Consider the following 22,747-nt stretch of genomic DNA (forward strand, 5'->3'; position numbering starts at 1 on the left):
GTGTTCGAGTCCGGTGATGGGCCCGCGAAGCCGCCCAAAGCCCTGCAGAATTTCCTGAAGGTCATGGTGGGCATGGAGTGGCCTGAGGGCAACGTCCGGAGTATGCGGGCGATGTCGCAGGCGTGGTCGGATTTCGGTCCGGTGGCCGAAGATTTCGCCAAGAGCGTGCGGACGCGGGCGGCCGACCTGGATCGGTCGATGGACGGCGAGTACGCGCAGGCGATGGCGGAGTACCTGCGCGGGACCATCGCGAAGGCGTTGGAACAGTTGGCGGCGTATTCGAAGGAGCTGTCGAAGACGACGAGGACCGCCGCGGCGAATGTCGAGAAGGCGCAGATCCTGTTGATCGCGGCCGCGGTATTCGCGGTGGCGCAGATCGCGTTTCTGGCGGCCACACTGATTTTCTCGTGGATGATCCCGGCGGTCAAGGCCGCGACGCAGCTGACTATGCGAATGATCCTCCAACAGTTGCTGGCGAAGCTGGCGACGCTGGGGTTGGAAAAATTGACGGTGGAGGGGCTGAAACAGGCTCTGGTGCGCATCACGCCGTTCGTTCAGCAGGCGGCGATCGATGTGGGGGCGTCCGCGGCGGTGGGTGCGGGCCTGATGACGTCGATGGACTATTTCACCCAGGTGGGCCAGCTGAACAACGGCCAGCGGGATGAGATCGACGGCACGGCGGTGTGGCAGGCGGCGGTGGGTGGCGCCATCGGTGGCGCGGCGTCCGGGGTCATGACGGGTGGCGCGCGGGTGTTCGTGCATTCGGCGCAGTCGGCGGCGAGGGAACTGGGGAAGAAGATCCCGCGGGGGATGGTGATCTGGGGACAGCTGGGTTATGCGGGTGGCCAGGTCGCATCGGTGTTGTGGAGTACGCCGATCATCAACGCGGCGTTGAACAATCCCGAGGCGTTCTGGGGTGGAGCGCTGGGAGCCTTGTCCGGGTTCGGCCGCCCTCGGATGCCGGATGGCGCGGATGGCGACGGCGGGATGACGATCGATGCCAAGGATCTCGACCTGGATTTGCCGGATGCGCCGGAGAAGCCCGCACCGGATGGGTCGGAGAAGCCGGGGGTGGAGAAGCCGGGGGTGGAGAGTCCGGGGTCGTCGCGGCCGCCGTCCTATGTGGAGGTTGACGAGCCACCGCCGTATTCAGGGGAGCGTGGGGTTGCGGGTGCGGATGAGAAGAGGGGTGATCAGCCGACGCTGGTGATTCCGCAGGGGGCGGGGGAGGTGGCGGCTCCGGTCGTTCCGGTCACCGAGTCGCTGGGTGGGCAGAGTCAGGGCACGGGAACCGTTGGCGCGCCAGCGCCGGTCACCGGGACCGGGAGCACGCAGGCTTCGGGAACTCAGGCCGGGACCGACGGGCCGCCCGGTGTCGTGCGGCAGCCGGTCACCAGCAGCGGTGGAAGCCCGGTCGGGCAGTTGTTCACTACCAGCCCTGCCATCGCCACCGGCTTGCCGGGCGCCGACTCGGCCGGTGGGGTGGTCTCGTCGGGACAGCAGGTGACCGGCGCGGCGGGCAGCCCGGCGTCCTCGGCCACCGGTGGCCCGGTGTCGTCCAGTTCGGCGCAGCCGGCGGCGGGTACGGGCAATGGCCAGGTTTCGGCGAGTGGTGATGGTCGCCCGGCCACCATCGGCGGCCAGCAGGGGGCCGGGGGCGGGCAGTCCACGTCGGAGTCGGCAGGCAGGCCCACGTCGAACACTAACGGGCAGTCGGTCAGCGCCGGTGCCCAGGCCACAGCGGCGACCGGAACGCCCTCTCAACCTTCGTCGGTTCAGCCGCCCGCGACGACGGCCGGTGGTCCGGCGCAGCCGGGTACGGGAACCTCCGGTCAGCCGGGCGCGGGCGAGAATGGCCGGGGATCGATCGTGGGGCAGCCGTCCACGGCGCAGCCGTCTACGAGCACGGCCGGTGGATCCCTGCAGCAGGGCGCCGGGACATCGGTTCAGCCGGGTACGGGAACGCAGGGTCCGGTGGGTGCGGCCGAGAGGCCTGCGGCGGAGCAGCCCGCGGCGAGCCGGTCGTCCGCGACCACGGCCAGTGGTCCGGCGCAGCCGGGTATCGGGGCGCAGAACCAGGTGGGCCAGCCTGCGGCGAGCCAGGCGCCTGCGACGGCGGCTGGTGGTCCGGCGCAGTCGGGTACGGGAACTGCCGGTCAGCCGGGTGCGGGGGAGAATGGGCGTCCTGCCGCGGCCGGGCAGCCTGCGGCGAGCCAGGGGCCCGCGACGACGGCCGGTGGTCCGGCGCAGTCGGGTACGGGAACTGCCGGTCAGCCGGGTGCGGGCGAGAATGGACGTCCTGCCGCGGCCGGGCAGCCTGCGGCGAGCCAGGCGCCTGCGACGACGGCCGGTGGTCCGGCGCAGCCGGGAACGTCGAAGGCCGGGGAGACCAGCCTGTCCGGGGGACAGCCGCAGGTGGGGCGCCCAGCCGAAGGCACGAACCAGCCGTCCGCTCCGAAGGCCGATTCCCCGGCCCAGCCGGGCACGCCGAAGGCCGATGGCCCGCCGCAGCCGGGGGCATCGAACGCCGAGGGCACCGGACCTGCCAAGGACCAGTCCACAGTGGACCAACCGGCTCCCGGCAAGGTGGACGATCGCGTGCGGTCCGATGCCGGTCAGCCCGTCGTGGTCGACCCCGCCCGGCCGTCGCCTGTCTCGGGTCAGGCGGGGTCGGGTCAGGCCGGGCGCGCGGATGCCGCCGGGACCCAGCCGGGGACGAACGAAGCCGCGCGGCCGGCTTCCGGGCAGGGGTCTGGTGTGGACCGGACGCCGGGGCGTGATGCCGAGGGTCGTGGCGGGTCGGCGGCGCAGCAGTTCTTGCGTGGTGAGTCTTCTGCCGGTGGGGGTCAGCCCGCTCGGACGGAGGCCGGTCCCGCGGCGCAGCCGCCGAAGGGTGGCGGCGATGGGCCACAGCCCACCCGGACGGAAGCGGCGCCCGCGGCACAACCGCCGAAGAGTGACGGACCGCGTCCTTCGGGCGAGAGTGCCCGGCCCGGCGGGGAGTCGGTCGCGGCGCAGCGTGGTCTGCGGCCTCCCGGCGAACTGCCCCAGGTCGTGGGAACGCCGGAAAACCGTCCCGGTGGTAGAACGGGCGAAGACCGGCCGCGGGCGGATTCGGGCGTCGGCCTCGCGGAGGCGCAGGGAGCGCTTCTGGCGGCACAGCTGGGATCGACCCGGTCGGAGCAAGTGACGAGGTCCACTCAGGACGGACGTCCGGACGGTCCGGTGACGGAGTTCGTCACCACCGCGGACTGGGGCTCGGTGCGGGAGTCGGTTCCGCCGACGCGGCATCGGGGCGAGCGCCGGGATCTCTCGACCGCGGCGGACAAGGAACCCGGCATCGCACAGCTCCGGTTCGATGTGCGGCGGGGTGAGGTGGCGCCGGGGCGGTGGGTGCGCGAGTTGTCGGTGCCGGTGGAACTGGTGTCGAAACCGGGTGGGGTGGACGCGAAAGCGCGCCGGGCCTTGGCCCGCGACATTCAGCGGGTGCTGGACGAGCGCGTCAATGGCAGGCACCGGTTCCCGGACGGGGATCAGTTGCACGTGAGGATCGACGCGAAGACGGCGGAGGCGCCACCGCGTCCGGGCTGGGAGCGGGACGGTTCCCGGTCGCTTCCGGTCGAGGTGGGCACGACGGCGGAGCGCGGGCAGCTGTCCTGGCGGGTCGGGGACACCGACGCGGCGGTGGGGAAACTGTTGCGGTTGATCGGCGCGGAGGGGGAGACGCCGGCACCGGGGCGGCTCGGCGGCGCCGCCGACGGGCGGAGCACACGCCTGGACGCGACGGATCTCGAGGGGATCGACCACGCGATCCGGGACACCGCGGCCGAGGCACGGCAGGCGCCGCCGCGAACGGATCCGAAGCAACCTGAGGTGGTCGCGGGTCCTTCAGGGACGTTGGTGTGGCCGGGCCGGTTGTCGGCGTTGGGGACGTCATGGTTGCGCGGCGAGGACGGCTGGTACCGGGCGGAAGGCCCGGGGGTGGTGCAGGGCGCCGAGGGGCCGGTGGTGGTGCCGCGGGACGCGCGAGCCGTGTTCGACTCGGGTGGCGAGGCGCGGTATGTGGAGCTGGCGGACGGGCTGAGTGTCGAGCGAGGCTTGGACGGCCAGTGGTCGCCGCCGCGGTCGGCCGCCGGAGAGGTGCGGGCGCAGAAGATGACCGCGGCCGAGGTGCGGGAAGCCGGGCCGGTGACCCTCGCCGACGGTTCGAAGGTGACGTTGCCGCCGGAGAGTGAGCGGGTGATCGATCACCACGGTGCCGAGAAGGTGGTGGCGTACCGGCAGCTGAAGGACGGCGATGGGAGCTGGTTGGCCCAGCCGAGGGTGTTCGTGCCGGACGGCGACGGCGGGTGGGTGCAGCACGCGACGGACGTGGTGGCCTACGAGGGGTGGCTGGCGAGCGCGAACAAGGCGCCGGACGCGGCCAGGACGTTGTGGGACATCGCGGCGCGGTCGGGCCCGGAGGTTCCGCGGCACCGCCGGTTGACCGAGTTGTCGGAGCCGGAGCTGAGGGAGCTGTACGGCAGGGGTCCGGAGGCGGACGCCTTCGCCGCGATGTTCGAGTTGGTCCGGCGCGAAAAAGGGATCGCGTTGCGGTGGACCCAGGTCTCGGCCGTGCACGCCTTCGGCGAGGGCAAGGTGGTCAACATGGCCGCGGGGGAGGGCAAGTCGTGGTTGTTCTTCGCGCACGCGGCGGTGAACGCGATGCGGGAAGGGGTGGACGGGGTTCAGGTGACCACGACCCGGGGGATCCTCGCGGATCGCGAGATGCCGGTGTATCTGGGGCTGCTGGAGAAACTGGGCGTCGACGTGCACCGGCTGAACCAGGACAATCCGCCGCCGGCACCGCGGGAGGGGCGTCCGACGGTGTATCTGGGCACCGCCGAAGATGTCGGGTTCACCTATCTGCGGCATGACACGTTGCCGGGTCAGCAGGCGAAGGAAGATCCGATACTGCTGACGGTGAGCATCGACGAGATCGACGAGGCGCTCGTGTATTCGAACGCGCAGTACATCCTGAGTGACGGGGTCCAGGGCGTGGCGTCACCGGAGGTGCTCGATCAGGTGCGGGCGGCGCACGACCTGGTGCGGGACGGGATGGAGAGCGGCTGGCTGACGGAGGCCGATTTCGGGCGGCGGGAAGGGCAGGCGGGCGGTCAGGCCCGGCTGACCGAAACCGGTCTGGAAAAGGTCGAGCTGCTGCTGGGGCGGACCTTGTCGATGGAAGAGGTGACCAGGGTGAACATGGCCGCCGCCGCCCGCTGGGAATACCGGGAGAACGTGCACTACGTACTGCACGACGGCAAGATCTACATCATCGATCAGACGACGCACAACGTGCTGTTCAATCCGGCGACCAGTTCGGAGAGCCGCTGGAACGGCGGGCTGGCGCAGGCGGTGGAGTTCCACCATGGCCTGGAGGTCCGCAGTGACTCCGCCGGGAATAAGATGGTGACGGCCCACGAGTTGCTGGCGAAGAAGGAGTACGGGCAGAAGACCGGGGCATCGGGGACAGCGAACGGGCATGGGGCGAAGTTCGCGGAGCAGGGGATGTCGTCGGTGGTGCAGGACATCCCCCGGTACTACGAGTCGCGACTGAAGATCTCCGATGACGTGGTGGCCGCCGACGAGACCGCGAAGCTGCGGCAGCTGGCGCACGACGTCCACGCGATGCAGGGCCCCGGCGGCACCCGTCAGCCGCAGCTGATCCTGGCGACCCGGAACGATCAGGTCGCGATGGTGTCGGACATGCTGGGCGAACTCGGTGTCGCGCATGAGGCGATCGACGCCAAGTGGCAGCTCGAAAAGGGCGCTGACTTCGACGATGAGTTCAAGCGGGTCATCGACGCCGCCGGCGCACAGGGCAAGGTCCTGGTGATCAACATGCAGGGTGCGCGGGGCGTGGACATCACCACCACGAAGGAGGCGAAGGCCGCCGGAGATCTGGTGGTGCGGATCACCGCGCATTCGGAGCTCTCACGCGACATCGACGTCCAGGCCCAGAACCGCGCCGGACGTTCCGGCGGCGGCGGGGAAGTGGTGTATTACTCCTCGCCCAAGGACGAGTTGTTCCAGCTGTCGCAGAACCCGGACGTGCAGCTGGCGATCGTCAAGTACACCGACGCGATCGCCGATGGCGACACCCGTGCCATCGCCGCCGCGCAGCAAGGCCTGCGTGACCTGGTCGAGGGGCTCCAGGCCGACTCCGGGCACCCCACCGTCGACCAGAACACCGCCCTGCCCAACGCGCCGCCCACGGGCCCCGAAAACCGGCTCACAGAACCCGGCGCCGAACCCGGCACCCGCCCGCCGGACGCTCCCGCCGCGCTCGCCGAAGCGTTGACCGCCGCGCAGCGGACCTTCACCGAAGTGCTCGACGCCTGGCGCGCCGCTCACCCCGACGTAGTGGTGCCGGCGCCGGTGGCCGAGCGGCTGAACGAGGAATTCCTCGCCGATTTCCGCGTCGCCCAGGCATCGCCGTCCGCGGCGACACCGGAAGATCGGCGGACGCGGCTCGATTCGATCGTCGACGGCCTCAATGAAGCCTTCAGCCAAGCCTTCGTCCCTGGCCACGTCGGGCCCCGTTCGGTGGAGACGGAACGGGAATGGCCTTCGATCCCGGCGGATCGTGAGGGCGCGCTGGCGTGGGTGCACAACGACGGCGGGCTGCCCCGGCAGAGTTTCGGAAAACGGCCCGCACCGGACCTCCAGCGTTACGTCGAGCAGGCTACGAAAATCGTGTCGCGGTATCACCGGGTGCCGGTGTGGATCGAGAACCCGGCGCCTCACCAGGCGGACGCGGTCAGGCTGAACAACGCGGTGAAGGACATCGTCGCGGGATATCTGGCCAACGGTCTCTCCGAAGCGGGTGCGCACGAACTGAGCCGAGAACTCGCGAAGAAGCTGAACACTTCACGGAGTTCACCACAGGACTCGACCGCTGTGCCTGGCGGCGCGCGAACCGGCGATCGCGTCGAGGAGGGAGAATCCTCCCGTATCGCCACGATGGATGACCCGGGATTCGACGAACTCGATTGGCTACCGGACTGGTTCGACGACCTTCCGACGAGGCACGGTCTTCAGGAAAACCACGACGATGCCCGTGAGGAGGAGCCGGCGCTCGATGTCCCGGCCGGATATCCGGCCTTGCCGAAAGCCGACGGTGAGTTGCGCCGGGGGCGGGCGTATCAAGTCGTGGCGGTGGACGGCTGGCGCGCCACGGTCCCGTTGTCCGAAGACAGCACGAAGGCGCTGGAGGAACTGAAGAACCGGTTCGCGGCCGCGGTCAAGGAGGCGGTCGAACAGGGACGTGAGATGCCGGACGCGCGGCTGCACTCCTACCGGCGGGCGGACCGCTGGACAGAAACAGAGAATGCCGAATTGTCGCGGCTGGAGAGCGAATTACGCGCGGCGGCCGAAAAGGTAACTCACGGTCTCGACAAATGGAAGCTCACCTTCGACCGCGAAACGCACCGACCTCCCAAGGGCAAGGAACTCGGCATCACCTTGCATGCTTCGCCGAACCGGACTGAACAGAGCTATCGGACGGCGCGTGAACTGGACCTGTCGCTCGTCGACGTGAGGCAAAAGCACGTGTTGTCCGCCGCTGAGGTTCGCCGCCTGCGGTTGCTGGTGGAGGGCATGGCCGAACGGCTGGACGACAACGCCGATTCCCACGAGCAGGTGCGTCTCGAGTTGCATCTGGTGACCAGCGACGGAGCGGCCGAACGACGGATCTCGGGAGTGACGGCCGAGATACACGCGGCGGTAGGGGCGGCGTGGCCACAGTACTCGGCCGAACAGGTCGAGGAATTCATCGCCCGGCATGTCGTCTTGGGGGTCACCCGGACGGAGAACCACAGACATGTCGGTCTTTTCGTCACTCTGGTCGAACTCGCTCGAGTGCCGGACCACTCCGTGCCCGCGGCGGAGCAAGTCGAAGACACGCCAACGAATTCGCAGCCAAGGGCACTGATCGTTGGACTCAGGCACCGTACCGATGTCGAAATCGACAGATGGGAAGGAGTGCTGGAGACCGGAGAACCCTTCACGATCGTCGAAGACGCTCGAAAGAAGCTGGATGAGTTCATTGACAAACTTCTGACCGAGGTCGAAGAACGCGCTAACGAGGGACACCAACTCAACGATGTCCGTTTGCACGTCTGGAAATCGTTCACCAAGATCACTCCCGGAGTTCGCTTGCCCGAACACGACGGGCTCGCAGAAATGGTGGTGCGGGCGGCGCTGGCCCGAAACCTTGTTCTCAATGAACTGCCCGTCACCTATCTAGTCCACAAAAAGAGGGGGAAAGAGTCGCTGCCGGTGGCGATCACCTCACACTGGACACCGAAGCAGGGAATGAACCACTATCTGACGGCGACGTCCTTGACGGAGTTCTTCACGGCGAAACTCGTCATTCTGCCGGAAGCCGCCCGAAAGCGGATCACCTGGTTGGCGACGGGATTCATCGGTCGGCACGAGGCGCCGCAGAGCGGGAACGAGACCCTTTCCGTCGCAGTGGTGCAGACCTGGGAGGGTGGTGCCGGCCTTGGGGTGAAAGAAATACGAGAACTCCTCCTCGCCGCTTTCTACAAGCAGTTACCAGGGCCCGAAGGTGCTCAACGGGCCCGCAGGATCCTGGACGAGTCCGTCAAGATCACCGCGTACATCCGGCAGAAAGTGAAGCCCGCCGTCTTGGTGGACGTGGTCAAGGACGGTGTGGTGTCGTCGTCCCGGGGGAAAGAGTGGCAAAAGCAGGCGCAGTTGATGCGGATCGCTTCGCGTGCGGCCCAAGAGGCCCGTGAAGCGGAGGCCCCTGAAGCGGAGATCGAGGTCGTCCGGAGTGAACCTGCCGGAGCGGACGGGGTGTCCGCAGACGTGGAGGCCTCGTGGCGGGCCGAACTGGAAGTCAATGGCCCGCCGCGGTGGTCGTGGGTGGATGAGGCTTCGCTGGTCGGCCTGGTGGATCGGATCGCCCGGAACACCGAGATGCTGGAGCGGGAGACGCGGGAGCCCTTGGACATCCTGTTCCGGCTGGCCGATACCGCCGAGCGGCGAGCGCGGTTCGGGCTCGCGCTCCTCGACTCGCTGGACGGCCGGTTGCGGGCAGCGCTGCGGGACCGGGGGGTGGACGCGGACGCGGTGCGGTTCGGGTTCGACCGGTTGGACAGGGACCTGCTCGACGGCGAGTCGCCCAGTGTCGAAGTGCTGGTACGTCGATCGCCGAACCGGCCTGTGCGGTACTACCGGGCCGCGCGGGTGCAGACTCTGCCTTTCTTGCCGGACAGTGTGGCGTTCTCGCAGGCTTCCTGGCGTCGGATGGGATGGCAGCTGGCGGGATTTGTCCAGCGGGTGCGGGAGAGCGGCGCCGTGACGGCGGGACCTCGCCTGGTCCTCACTCTGCTTTCCGCGCCCGGTGACCCGGTTTCCGTGCGGGAGGCCATGGTCACGGCGCAGGTGACCGCCGCGGTCTGGGCGGCGATGCCGCAGGCTTTGGAGGAACAGGTCACCGAATTCATCGAGGCCAACATCGAGTCTCGTCACGACATCTCGGCCGAGGGGCCGGCGCTGGTGATGACCATCGAAGGCCTGGTGCACGACGAGCTGGACCGGGGTCCGGAGGAGCGCGAGAAGTCGCTGCCGTGGGGCGAGCAGGTGACCGATGTGCCCGGATCTCTCGGCCTGCCCGAGCCGTCCGGGGCTTCGGGGTCGCTGGTCCCATTGCCAGTGGTCACCGGACCTTCCTTGCGAACGCAGGCCACCACGACCGACGTCGGGGCGCCCGCCAAGGTGGTGGGCGAGTGGACCGGGGTGCTGTCGTCGTATGATCCGCCGCGATTGACCGAGGCGAGCCGGGAATCCCTGGTGAGCCTGGTGGATCGTCTCGTCGGCGAGTTCGAGTTCGTGCCGGGGCGGGAACCGTGGGACGTCAGGCTTCATTTCACCCACGTGGAAAGAGTGCTCAGGGCGCACGGCGACGCCGTGTTCACGATGCTGGACAGTGAGTTGCGTTCCGCCGTGCTGGCCGGAGGTATCCCCGGGGAACTGCTGCTCGACTTCGACCACGACGAATCCCGCGCGCGCAACTTGGCTGCGGCCGACGTCTGGATCACCGTGCACGAGTCGCCGAACCTGACTGTGCGGGATTACTGGAGCGCGCGGAAACTGGACTTTTCCTTCCTGCCGCGTAGGGACGCACTTCCGCACGCCGAGCGACGGCGGCTGCGATGGATGGTGGCGAGTCTGGTTCGGTGGGTTGCCAAGAGCAACGATCCCGGTCGGCTGGTGCTCGATCTGCGCAGCGCGGCGGCGATGATGGACAGCCGCGCGGACTGGGTCACGGCCGAGGTGAACGCGGCGGTGCGGGCGGCGATGCCGGAGGCTTCCCCGGAGGCGGTCGAGGCCTTCATCACGGGGCACATCGCGCTCCGGAAGGAGGCGACGGGGAAGAATTCGGTGCTGTTCGCGGATTTGACGGGGCTTGGTTGGACCCGGATGCCCACGACAAGGGAGGTCCCGGCCGGCGAGGTGATTCCGTTGCCCGTCGTCACGGAAGGTCCTCGGTCGGCGAAGGTGACGAGGATCAGCGATCCTCCGCCGGTGGCAGGCTGGCGAGCCGAGCTTTCGGTGACCGATACGCGGTGGTGGTCTGCCGACGACGAGGCTTCGCTGGCGAAACTCCTGGAGGATATCGCCCGGAATAGCGAGTATTTGGAGCGGTCCGGCCGTGAACCGTTGCAGATCAGAATCCGGATGACCGACGCACGGGAGCGGAGGGCGACGGCCGGGCCCGTATTGTTCGAATTGCTGGACAGCCGGGTGCGGGCGGCGCTGCGGGAGAAGGGTATCGACGCGGACGCGCAGCGGTTCTCCTTCGACTGGGTGGAAAGCAATGTGCGAATAGGCGTCGTGCCCAGAGTCGAAATCACGGTGCACCGGGCGAAGTATCTGCCGGCGGATAGTTATCGGGCCGCGACGAGTCTCCAGACGGTCTTCCTTCCCGGCTACGCGGGCTTGCCGCAGCAATCGCGCCGTTGGTTGGGGTGGCTGGTGCAGGGCTTGGCCGAACGGGTGCGGGGCAACAACGACCCTGGGCAGCGGGTCCGGCTGGTGCTCGATCTTCGCACCGCGGCGCAGTCGGCCGCGGCCGGACGGGACCTGATCGCGGTCGAAGTGAACACCGCGGTCCGGGCCGCGTTGCCTCAGGCGTCGGATGAGCAGATCAGGCAGTTCATCGAAAACCATATCGCGTTCCGGCAGGATCTGGTGCCGTGGGATTGGAGCCCGTGGCTCTTCTTGGACATCGAAGGGCCGGAGCACGCTCTGGACCGGCAGCGCGCCCCGCGCAAGATCCTTACGACGTGGTCCGACGCGGTGAAAATTCGAGCCAAAAAACCGGTCCAGTTGCCCGAGGCTCCGGAAGCACCGTCGCAGGAGATGGCCGGCGTCTCGGACGGTGACTTCTGGGGCGGTGATGACGCGGATTGGCTGTGGAACGACGACGAGCAGCTCGATGTCGATTTATTCACGGCGATAGGTTTCGACCCCGAGAAACTGCCTGCCTTCATCGAGCAGCCTCCCGGTGAGACGGTGGATCGTCCGATGGAGACAGGGCAGGATCTCCCGTCGATCCCACCGGGTCGTGACGGTGTGCTCGAGTGGCTGCGTAACGACGGTGGCCTGAACAGGAGTCTCTTCGGAAAAAAGCCCGCGCAGGAATTCGAGCGCTATGTGGCCCAGGCCACGAGCATCGTGTCGCGGTATCACCACGTCCCGGTATGGGAAGGAAGTCCGGCTCCGGAGCAGGCGGAGGCCGTCGCGGTCAACGGCTTGGTAAAAGACGTCATCGCGGGATATCTGGCCAACGGCTTGTCCGAAGAGGACGCCCGGGGGCTGTCCCAGGAACTCGCGGTGAAACTGGGCACTTCGCGGACCTCTCCGCGGTCCCGGCGCACCTTGCCCGGCGGGGCGGGCCGGGACACCGTCGCGCGTATCGGGGAGAGCTCCCGAAGCGGGCAATTATCGTCCACTATGGATATTCGGCCACCGGATATGGTTCCCGGGTCCATCGAACTGGACGACCTGGGACCGCGCGCCACCGAGGATCCCTTGGTGGCGCAAACCCGGCCGCAGCTCACGCAGGGCACGGAAACCGTTGCCCTGCCCGGAGTCGCCCGGGCGACACCGGCCTACTTCCGCCGAGCCAAGGCATCGGGCCTCACCACCCAGCTGAGCCGGACCGAGGAGGTCGACCAGGTCGTCGCATCGGCCCGCTCGTTCGCCTCGAAGCCGCCCACCGCGAGGGAACTCGCCGATCTCGAGCACGCGTTCGGCAACGACGTGGGCTCCTTCTTCGGCGAGGGCCGCGTGTTCACCCTGGGCGGCAGGCCCATCCGGATCCGGGTCGACGAACTCCACTGGCCGAGGCAGACGACGGCGGACCGGACCGGGACGACGAAACCGGTCACCCGTGGGGGAGCCGGGAGCACGGCTGCGCGTACCGGTACGAAGACGAACCCGAAGACCACCTGGATCTTCTTCACGCCGATGGTGCCCGGCCTGTTCGCCACCGGGGTCTTCTCGCTGCCGACCGATGTTTCCACCGTCCGCGGGCACGGCCAGGATCTGGGCGGCTCCAAGCAGATCAGCGTCTCACTGCCGGAGCGGCCAGGAAACGGCGCGAGCGGCTATCAGGGAACACGCTCGGTCAAGGTGCCGATGACCGTGATCGTAGAGCCTGAGAATCCGCGAAGCGATGACCTGCGGCTGAACATCAAGCACCCGGGCGACAGCCCGTTGCACAAGCCGGTCGCGGCGGAGTTCAGCGTGCCGGAAGGGCTGCGTGAAGAAGGCCGCCCGGTGCCGATGCCCGACGCCTTGCCCCCTTCGGCCACCGAAGCGGTCACCCTGAAGCAAGGAACGCCGCGGAAGATCTTCGAGCAGGTCCTCACCCGCCTGGGCAAACTGGACAAGGACTCGCATGAAGTACTGCGGGAATTCCTCGGCACGGGCACCATCACCGCGAGCCTCGCGGAGATGGCGGTGACTCCGCATGCCGACCCGGAGGCGGGCTGGACCACCTCGCACGCCCTGGTCCGCGGAGGGAATCCGCTCAAACGGCTCGTCTCGCCGCGGTCGCGGAAGGTGCAGATGCGTGCCGTCGCCCGCAAGGTCGCGTATCTGGAGAGGATCGACGACGCCGAGTTCCGCGAGCAAGAGACCGAAACCAGCTCGAAGACCGCGTCGAGCACGGCCGGCCGCGACGTCAGCGGGGCACTGGCCGGCGGACCGGGTTTCGACTACGGCCTGGCCACCGCGGGAGCCGGTCCCGCCGTCGGGGGTGGGTACAGCAAGAGTCGGACCACCACGCACGGCCAGGAGTCGGGCCGTGCGGTTACCCGGTCCTACCAGGACAGCGTGGTCCGCTACCGCACCGTCTACGACCTGCAGGTGCGGGTGCCCGGACGGGCGCCGCTCACGTTCGTCGAAGCCGTGGAGGGAACCCAATGGGCCCAGCTCGACGACGCCCGTCAGGCAGGTCTGCTGCCTGACGAGAACACCGGCCGACCCGCTCCGGGTGCCGGCACGGTCGGGGCGCCGCTGCCACTGGAGGAGGCCACGGCCCGGCTGAAGTCGATCCTGCGTGACTCGGCGAAGTCGATCCCCGGGCACAAGCGCTGGGCGTGGCGGGACGCGGGACTGGTGACGTCGTTCGGCGACCGGAAGCTCAAGAAGGGTTTGACCGGGAAGCTGGAACGGCAGCTCGGACGCTGGGAAGCCATCGACGCGGCGGTGTCGGCGGACAACCTCGCCCGGCGGCTGCCGAACCTGCTCTTCGACCAGTCTCAGTTCCTGGAACTGGCGCCCGAACCGGGCCGGGGGCACGAGTACCACACGGGATTCCAGATCGACGCCCGCTTGCTGACGCCACTCGGGGAGCCGCTGGGGCCGGTCAAGGGCGGCGCGGGCACCATCGCGCTGAGTGACGCCGAGCGCGGCGGGGACACCGTCAACCGCGGCTGGAACGTCAGTGGCGGGATTCGCGAACGGATCTACGGGAGGCTGGGCGGCCACACCGTCATGATGACCGGCACGCACAAGGTGTCCTTCGACCGGACCACGTCCACCGGACGGACGCGGGACACGGAGTCGGTCACCGGCGGGAGCGTCGGCCCGGAACTGGACGAGTCCGGCGCGGTCGTCCCGGAGCCGAAATACCGTTACGCGGCGAAGGTCGAACTGAAGGTTTCGGGTTCGTACTGGTCCCGGTACAACGATCTCGCCCAGGGGCTCACCATCGGCAAGCCGGGCAGGGGTGTTCCCGCGGACCACAACCTGCCCATCGTCGACTCGCGGGCCGCCGCGGACGGCCGCGCTCCCCGGACGATCGTCGCCGACGTAGTGCTCGAGCTGACGGTGGCGGAGCGGAACGCTTTGCGGTCGGTGTCGGCGACAGGGGGCACTCGGCTGCCGTCGAAGCCGCTGAACCAGGCCGACTATCTCCGAACCGGAACCTCCCGCGTCCTCGACGGCGTCCAGGTGCTTTCCGTGAGCGGGCTCGACCAGGTACGCAAACGGGTCAGGAGGACGCTCAAGCGCGCGTCCGGCGACCCGATCTGGAAGTACCGGGACGGCGACAACTCAGCGCTGATCGAACAGGCGATCTCGGTCGAGGCCCTACGTTCGGATCCACGGGTGTTCAACCGTCCGACGCGGATCGACGGCTTGCGGTGGAAGCGGCGCAAGGCCGCCCGCACCGCGGCCGTGGGGGTCTCCTATCGCCTTCGTGACCCGGAAGTGCTCGATACCTTCTGGCAGCAGCCGAAACAGGGAACCGGGACCTCGACCTCGACCTCGTCGGAGAAGGGTCGCGCCTGGGGGATCGCGAACGAGTTCGAACCCGCGATCTTCGCCATCAGCGAGGGCGTGGCGAATCCACCCGGAACGGTCATGCGCGGAGCGGGACCGATCCTCGCGGAACTGAACCTGTGGCGCTCCAGTATGAGCAAGCGGGTGAGCCGCAAGACGTCGGTGTCGACGACGAGCTCGCAGGCCCTCGAGCCGCGCCGGGTTCACGTGGTCGAAGCCACGCTGGAGACGACGGTTTCGGTGGAGACGGCCAGGCGAGGTCTTCTCGACCGGTGGCATTTCCGCGCGACCCGGCCTCCCAAGACGGCCGCGTACCGGTCCGAGTTGCCGCGTGCCGCGCGGGTCCTGCTGACCGACGAACAACTGCACGAAGTGCGGATCCAGCAGGCGGCCGAAGACGCTCGCCGCGGTGGCCTCGCGCCTCCCGCACCGGCGGCCCCCCTGCCCGCCGGTCACGTCGGCGAGGTCCCCGAAGGCCACCGCCTCGGCGGCTCGAACTGGGCCGACGGGGTCAGCGAACCGGTGGATCTCACGGATCGGCTGTATGACACGGCGGATGGGACGGGCACCACGGCCGGGCTCTACGCGCGGCTGGAGGCCGCGATCACCAAGGAGAAGGCCGCTCAGCTGCTGAACAGCGCGGCCTCGGACACCGGCCACGACAACCATCGCGCGATCGTGCGATTCCTGTCCGACTTCCGGGCCTCGATGGTCGATCTGGCCAATGGTGGCGTCAGCGCGGGTCTGCGGCTGGAGAACAAGCTCAGCGGGGAGACCTACGATCTCGTCGTCGAAGCCCGGCCGAAGAGCGAGCCGAAGCCCGTCGGTGTGGTGCACGGCGAGCTCACCAAGACGTCGGTGGCGTCCGTGTGGGCGGCGACGACCCGGACCGCGAAGCGGAGCTTCGTCGAACTGATGACCATCCCGGCCGCGGCCATGATGTTCCAGTCGGAATCGGCCGCCCAGGAGGCTCAGCGCGACCCCGGTAAGCACGGTGCGCCCCTCACCACGCTCGGCTACGGCGTCGGGCACATCCTCGACTGGCTGAACCAGTTCAGGAGCCGCTCCGACAGCCGCACCGCGGAGTCGGTGCAGTCCGAGTCGGTCAGCGGAGCCTTGGCCGAGCGCAGCGTCGAGCTGGCCTTCGACATCCGTTTCGAACGGCACGGCGAGCGCCTCGCCGAGATCTCCGTCGAACGCACGGTCCTCACCCGGTCCGCGGTGGAAGACCAGGGCACCGGCGACGACCTTCCGCACGAGGGCACGGTGACCCGGCGTCCGGAAACCGAGGCCACCAAGGACAGTCTCGACAAGTGGCGGCATCCGTCCGGCGCGGCGAAATTTCCGGGCGACCCCGCTGATTTCCGGATCACCCATTTCGACGGCCGAGTCGAGTCTCTGCGCGACGCCGCCCAAACCGTCCTCGAGGCCGCGACCGGGAAGGAGCTGGATTCGCGGACTCTCGCGATGGTCCGCGAACAGCTCACGCCGAGCCGGCTCAACGCCTTGGCGCGGTCTCATTTCGGTGCGGGCAGCGCCTCGGCCCTGCCTTCCGAAGCCGTCCTGCCGGAAACCGACGACGCCACCGGAACCGAACTGGTCCTCCCCTCGGAACTGGGCGTGAAGCTGACGTTGCACGCCATGGTCGACGGCCCCGGCAGCCTCGAGAACGTGAGCGGGCGGGTCACCCTGAACGGGCACACGGATTCGACGCGGACGAAGGAGTCCAGCGGCGGCACCGAAACCGCGCAGGTGGTCGCGACCCTGCCGGTCGTCGGCGCGGGCGTACCCCAGGCTCCCGGGCACACCACCTACGAAGAGGGCCGGCAGGTCTTCGGCAGTATGCAGGCCTTGTTCTTCGGGTTCGAGACCCACGGCGCCGTCGGTGACGGCCACGAGCACGAGGGTGCCCACAGCTCGGGCGGCAAGGCATTGCCGAAGCCGGGCCCTTCCGCCGCGGCCGATCCGATCACCGCCACCTGGTCCTATCCGACCCGGTTCCGGCTGGTGGCCGAACCCGTCTCGACCGGCGCGCTCGCCCGGCGCACCACGCAGGTGGCCGACGTCGACTACGACAAGGGCTATCACGTCCGCCGCAAGGACCAGAACCACCGGCTGCCCCTATCGCTCAAGAACAGCGTCCTCGAACTGGCCCGGCGCGACCGCCAATGGACCGAGGCCAGGGGAAAGGCCCGGGCGGTGGCCGCCAGGAATCCCGTCGGCACCGCCGCCGAGACCGCCTTCGAACGGCGCGCCGCGGCGAAGTTCTGGAAGGCGAAACGCGACTACGACAACGCGCTCGCCGCCGCACAGGCGGATCCGGCGCTGCACGGCGGGCGCCGCGTCGTCCGGATGGAGATCCCGGCGGGTACCCGGACGGTACCGGTCGAACACTGGAAGCCGCTTTCCCAGCTCACCCGTGACCTTCTCGCCGCACACGACGAGGATCGCGCCCCGCGGGTGCGTTATCGCGTGATCGGTGACCCCTTGGCGGCCCTGCTGGACTTCACCGGCGTGGTCATGCCCAAACTGGACTCCTTCGCCAACCTCGAACAGTTGGCGACGCCTGTGGGGCAGCGGCTCGGGCGGAACGAACTCGGCTTGGCGACCAAACCCGAGGTCTTGCGCGGCACCGGGAACACGATCATCGAGATCTGGGTCGACGAGAACACGGATCGGCTTCCGGTCGTCGACGAGGACGCCGACACCGGTCTGCCCCCGGTATGGGAAGAGGACGAGCCGGACTCGGACTCCGATTCCGACGGTGCCGGTGCGGGCCCCAAGTCGCAGGCGAGGCAATCGTCCGATGGGGATTCCGACCCGGACGTGCGTTCGGACGCATCGAACCTGAACGACTCTGGCTACGGCACGCTGGAGGGGGCCGCCCTCCGAGAGGCGATGGGGGCCCTATACGGCTCGACGGCGCCGATCGCCGCACCGCCGGCTGTGCCCACCGAGCCCACTGTCGCCTCGGCCACACAGCCGCAAGCCGGTCCGGCGTTGCCCGGCGGACAGCGTCTCCTGCGCGTCGAACTGCCTCCCGGCGATCGGGGCGAGGGCGCCGAACTTCGTGAACAGGCCCGCGACGTTGCCCGTTTCCTTCTGGACAACCCGGGAGCCGAGGTGCGGGCCCGCGTTTTCGGCGACGAAGCGGAAAACACGTACCAGGCGCTGGTCGTGCCCGCCCTGGAAGCGGCGGTCCACCTCGCGCAGGTGTCGCTTCCCGGCGCCGCGCCGCGGCCCGGACCGGCGGCGCTCGGCCTGACGAACGCCCCGCAGGTCGTGCCCGGCGCCGGGCACCCGGTCATCGAGATCTGGGCCAAGAAGAACGAGGACGGCGCCCCGGCGGGGTCTTCGCATCCGGGCAGGGGGGAATACCGCCGGCTGGCCACTATCCGGGAGGAGGACGAACCGGTCCGACCGGCGGAGCTCGCGCGCTCGGGCGGCACGGAGAGCCGCCCGGCCACACTTTCCGAGGAGAACGAGTCGGAATCGTCGTCGGCGACTTCGCGCTCGGATGGGCGGGGAGACGGCGCGCCGCTCACGAGCCCGGAAACGAGCACGGCGGGTTCCTCGTTCCGGGAGGCACTGCCGGAGTACGCCCGCGACGGCAAGGCGCTGGGCTTGGTCGTGGTGAGCGAGGTGAAGGACCGCGACGAGGTCGGCGAACGCATCACCGAGTTGCTGGCGCCGTTCGACACCGCGGCTCCGGAAGGCGTCAAGGCCATCGTGGGGAAGCTGAACCGCGCGAGGTTCGAGACCTTCCTCGGCTCGGCACCGGGCCGGTCGGCCGGGACCGATGGTCCGCGGGCGTCGGGCGGACGGAGCTTCCAGGTCCGGGTCGGGGAGAAGTGGTTCGAGGTGGACGTCGTCGCGGTGATGGACCTCGACGGCGCGACGCCCGGCGAAGGCAAGCGGGAGCCCGCCAGGGCCGTCCGCGAAGTGCGCGACCAGCACATCCTCGGCCACACGCAGTCCCGCGCGGACAATTCCGCCTACCGGCTGGGGCTTTCCACGATCTCGCTGATGAGCAGCGGCTGGCCGCTGATCGCCGGTGGTGGCGCGGGACTGGCCCGGCCGGTCGGGGTACGCACCTTCGACGCGTCCGCGAACGCGCAGACCATCTGGCGGCCCAACGCCAAGGCGCTGAGCGCGAAGGTGCCCGTGACCTACTACATCACCGTCACCGGCGAAGACGGCGGTGTCACCGGAGGCACCACCGCCGGCGAGGTCAGCCTGCTTCTCTCGGACTCGGTCAGCGGAATCACCAAGCCGGACGGGGTTTCGGTGGGGAAGCCTTACCGTGGCTGGGAAAAGAGGCTTGGATACCTCGCCGTCGAAGCGGTGCACTTCGACGAGCGAGCGCTGTTCGACAAGGTCCAGCGGAAGCTCCATCCGTCGGTGACCGAACTGGGGGCCCCCGGCCGGGCCGCCTTGCGCGAATTCGTCTCCACCGCGAACATCCGCGCGCTGTCGAGGAAGATGTGGCCGGGCGAGGCCGCGACGTCCGCGGACCTGGTGAGCCGTCATGGCGCCTACCGCGACGCCGCTCGCATGAGGTTCCGTCCGCACGACGTGGAGTTCGTCGGTGTGGTGCCCGCGGAGGGCGAATCCCGTACGCAGGACACGGCGACGGCGGAGGAATCGGTCGCGTTCACCTCGAAGGCCGGGCCGGACTTCGTCGGCGGCATCGGCGGTGGTGCGGGCGTGCCCGGGGTGGCGGCCGGGTACGGCGGGGTGAGCGGAACCATCGCGGCGAGCATCTCCGACACCGCCGCCGGCGGACGGTCGGCCACCACGGGAACCAGCATGTACGTCAAGGGCGACGTCGGCCGCTATCGCGTGACGGGCGAGGTCGCCGTGCAGACCTCGCACGGCGACTGGGTGACGGAGCCGGCGACGAAGTACGTCCGGCTCGACCTGCACGAGGCGGCTGCCGAAAACCTGCCGGTGCCCCCGGGGTACGAAAAGCGCTTCATCGACGTGGGACCGCGCTTCGAACCTCCGTACCTGGCGGCCGCGGCGGCGGGCGGGCACATCCGCGCCGGCGTCACGCCAGCTGCCACGGGCATCCTGCCCCGGATCGAAAACGCGTTGCGGCGGGCTCCGGGCCTGGAAGATCTGCTGCCCAAGTGGAGCAGCCACGAGGCGAAGACGTCCCGCGGCTCCGGTGACAAGGTGGAGGAACGCCTCTCGAACCAGCGAAAGCTGGCGTCGGTGTTCTCGGCGACCGCCTTGATGAACCGGCTGGACAGCCTGCTCGGACCGGGTGTATCGACCCAGCTCAAACATCGGGGCTTCTTCTTCGACGAGTTCATCAGCGTGCGGGTCAAGGGCACGCTCGACGCCGGCCGCCACCTCGGACAGGTGGACGGGCGCACCGTGGCCGGAATCCAGACCACGGGCACCACCGTCGCCGGCGGCGCGAAGGCCGAGCGCGGCTGGAGCGGCGGGCCGGAGGCACGCGGACGCCTCGGTTTCACCGGCGCGCTGGACGTCGGCGCGATCACCAACGCCGCGGTGACACCGGTCAAGTTCGCCGACAGCCGGTCGTGGAAGAACACCGGGACGGCCGGTGGCGCCGTGACCGTCGAACAGGTCGGCGCCGACCGGTCCCAGGTGTTCAGTCACGGCATCACGTTCGACATCGAGATCGTCAGCCACCGGCGTCCCCGCCGCTGGGTGCGGCGGCTGACCCCCGGGTCGCCCTTCCGCTCGACCCCGAAGGTGCGCACCATCGCGGGCAGCCGGCCCGGCGCCGAGGTCGCCCTGCCCAAGGTGGGGGGGACGACCGAGCTGTGGGTGAGCGACGCCGCGGTCCACACGACCGATCCGTCTGAATTCGCTCCTGGGCCTTCGAAAGTCGTCTACCTCGATCCCGGGCAGACGCCCACCATCGACGAACTGTCCGCCACGACCACCTCGGTGCCGGAGTTCCTGTACGTGGAGGCCTTCGCTCACGCGGGAGAGCTCGGCGAACTGGCCGTCGACCTGTCCAACCGCGCCACGAACGACGACGAGGTGCTGGTGCTCCCGGGGAGCAAGGGACACCAGCTCGTGCACCAGTGGTTCGCCCCCGAGACGCTGCGAGCGCTGCTCAAATCCTCGTCGATACCGGCCTTCCGTCGCAACGGCCTCAGCTACGGGCGTCGCGCCACGAAACGGATCGGTGCCCTCGGCATGCAGCTGGAGCTGACCGAGCCGCTGGTGGTGAAGGTGTCCGGCGTCGGTCGCGACAAGGTGACCTTCAGCGGCACGACCAAGGCGACGTCGGAGTTCTCCCGGGTGAAGGCGATGGGGCCCAGCGCGAACATGAACTTCTTCGCACCCGACGCGACGTCGACGTCGGCGGCGGGCGGGCGGATCGCGCTGGGTGGCTCGGCCAAGTTCTGGGGCAGGAAACGGGGCCGGTCGAGCGAGCAGAGCGTCATGGTCGACCACAAGGAAAAGGCGTCGGAGCACAGCCGCACCGTGCTCGTCCGTTACGACGTCCGCGCGCGGATGGTCGCCGAGAGCAGGCAGAAGCGGATCGTCGACAGCGCGGTCTCCGCCGCCGGAGCCGACAAGTTCATGCCCGGTTCGCTTTTCCTCCGGATGAGCGAGCGGCAGGCCAGGGCGCAGGGGTTGCTCCCCGCGGCCGAACCGCGGGAGACGGTGCCGAAGCTCGCCGCGCCGGAACTGGCGCTCGGCTCCTCGGGTTCGCTCGGCGCTTACGTCGCCGAGGAACTGCCGGATCTTTCCCGTCTGCTGCCCGCCCTGCGCGCCGGACTCGAGGACAAGCACCGGAACCTGATCCCGGAGTCCGTGCTGGACGACGTGATGGGCAACGCCGAACGGCTGGGCAATCTGGTCGACGGCGTGAACGCGGCCTCGTTGCTCGACAACGCGCTGGACGGTGGGCTGCCCTTGCGCATCCACAAGCCGGGAGTGCTGTGGTCGGACGACTACAACGTGGTTCTCAAGGCCACCGCGGAGACCGTCGAGTTCGACGGCTACGAGAACGACGGCAGCGAGATCGAGCAGGCGATCGCCAATACGGCCATGAGCAAGGCCGTCGAAGAACGTTCGAAGTCGAGGGGCGGGTGGGCTCGCCCCGGCTGGCGGTCCTTGTTCTCCACCGGTGATCCCAGCGGCGGCGGCGCGATGGGCGGCTCGGCGGGCGTGGGCGGCACGCGCGAGCGCACCGACCGCCGGGTCACCGGCTCCGGTCTGACCTCGATCCGCGCGACCACCGGGTCCGGTCCCGCCGCGCGGTACCGGGTCCGGCTGCGGTGGGAGCTGAAGATCGAGAAGGCGGGCCGCGAGGTCGCGTCGAGCGCGCTGACGGACCACATCACGATCCGGGCCAACGCCGACGACCAGAAGCTCGACGGTGGTGGTGGCACGACACACGCGAGCGCGATGATCCCCCTCGGACGGCACACCGACGCCAGCGTGAAGGAATGGCAGAGCGAGGGCCTCGCCCTGCCGGTGAACGTGCTCGTGGAGGGTTTCCGCGGCGCGGCGGACATCCGGGAGGGGGTGGTCCAGGCGATCAAGGGCGCCGGCGCGAAGGCCGGGCTGACCAACAGCGAAACCGGCGCGATGAACACGCTCGCGCTGTCGGTGACCAACACGGCCATCCGGGCCAATCTCGTGAAGACGTCCGCGGCTTCGCTGCCGTTGCCGAACCTGTACACCATGTCGCTCGCCGGCGGCCAGGAAGCGAACGTCAGGATCTACTCCCGGCTGACCGGGGCGCAGCTCGCCGGCTTGAGCGACAACGTCCGCTTCGACCAGTCCGCGAGAAACCTGGACGGCTTCACCTCCGATACGGCTCGTTCCGGCGCCGCCGGCGGCCAGGTCGTCGGCGGTGACGGCAGTCTGACCGATCGAGCCG

At 69.1% G+C, this 22,747-nt stretch carries 1 protein-coding gene (only partly in view); it reads left to right on the forward strand.

Going from position 1 to position 22,747, the window contains the following annotated elements:
- A protein-coding gene (locus ACZ54P_RS16325) for a toxin glutamine deamidase domain-containing protein (RefSeq protein WP_465462340.1) crosses the window boundary here: on the forward strand, positions 1-22,747 show its 5' portion. It continues 19,559 nt past the right edge of the window; only the first 22,747 of its 42,306 coding nucleotides appear in the window; the start codon lies at positions 1-3; its stop codon lies beyond the right edge, outside the window.

It is taken from the genome of Amycolatopsis sp. NPDC034160, assembly GCF_055575355.1.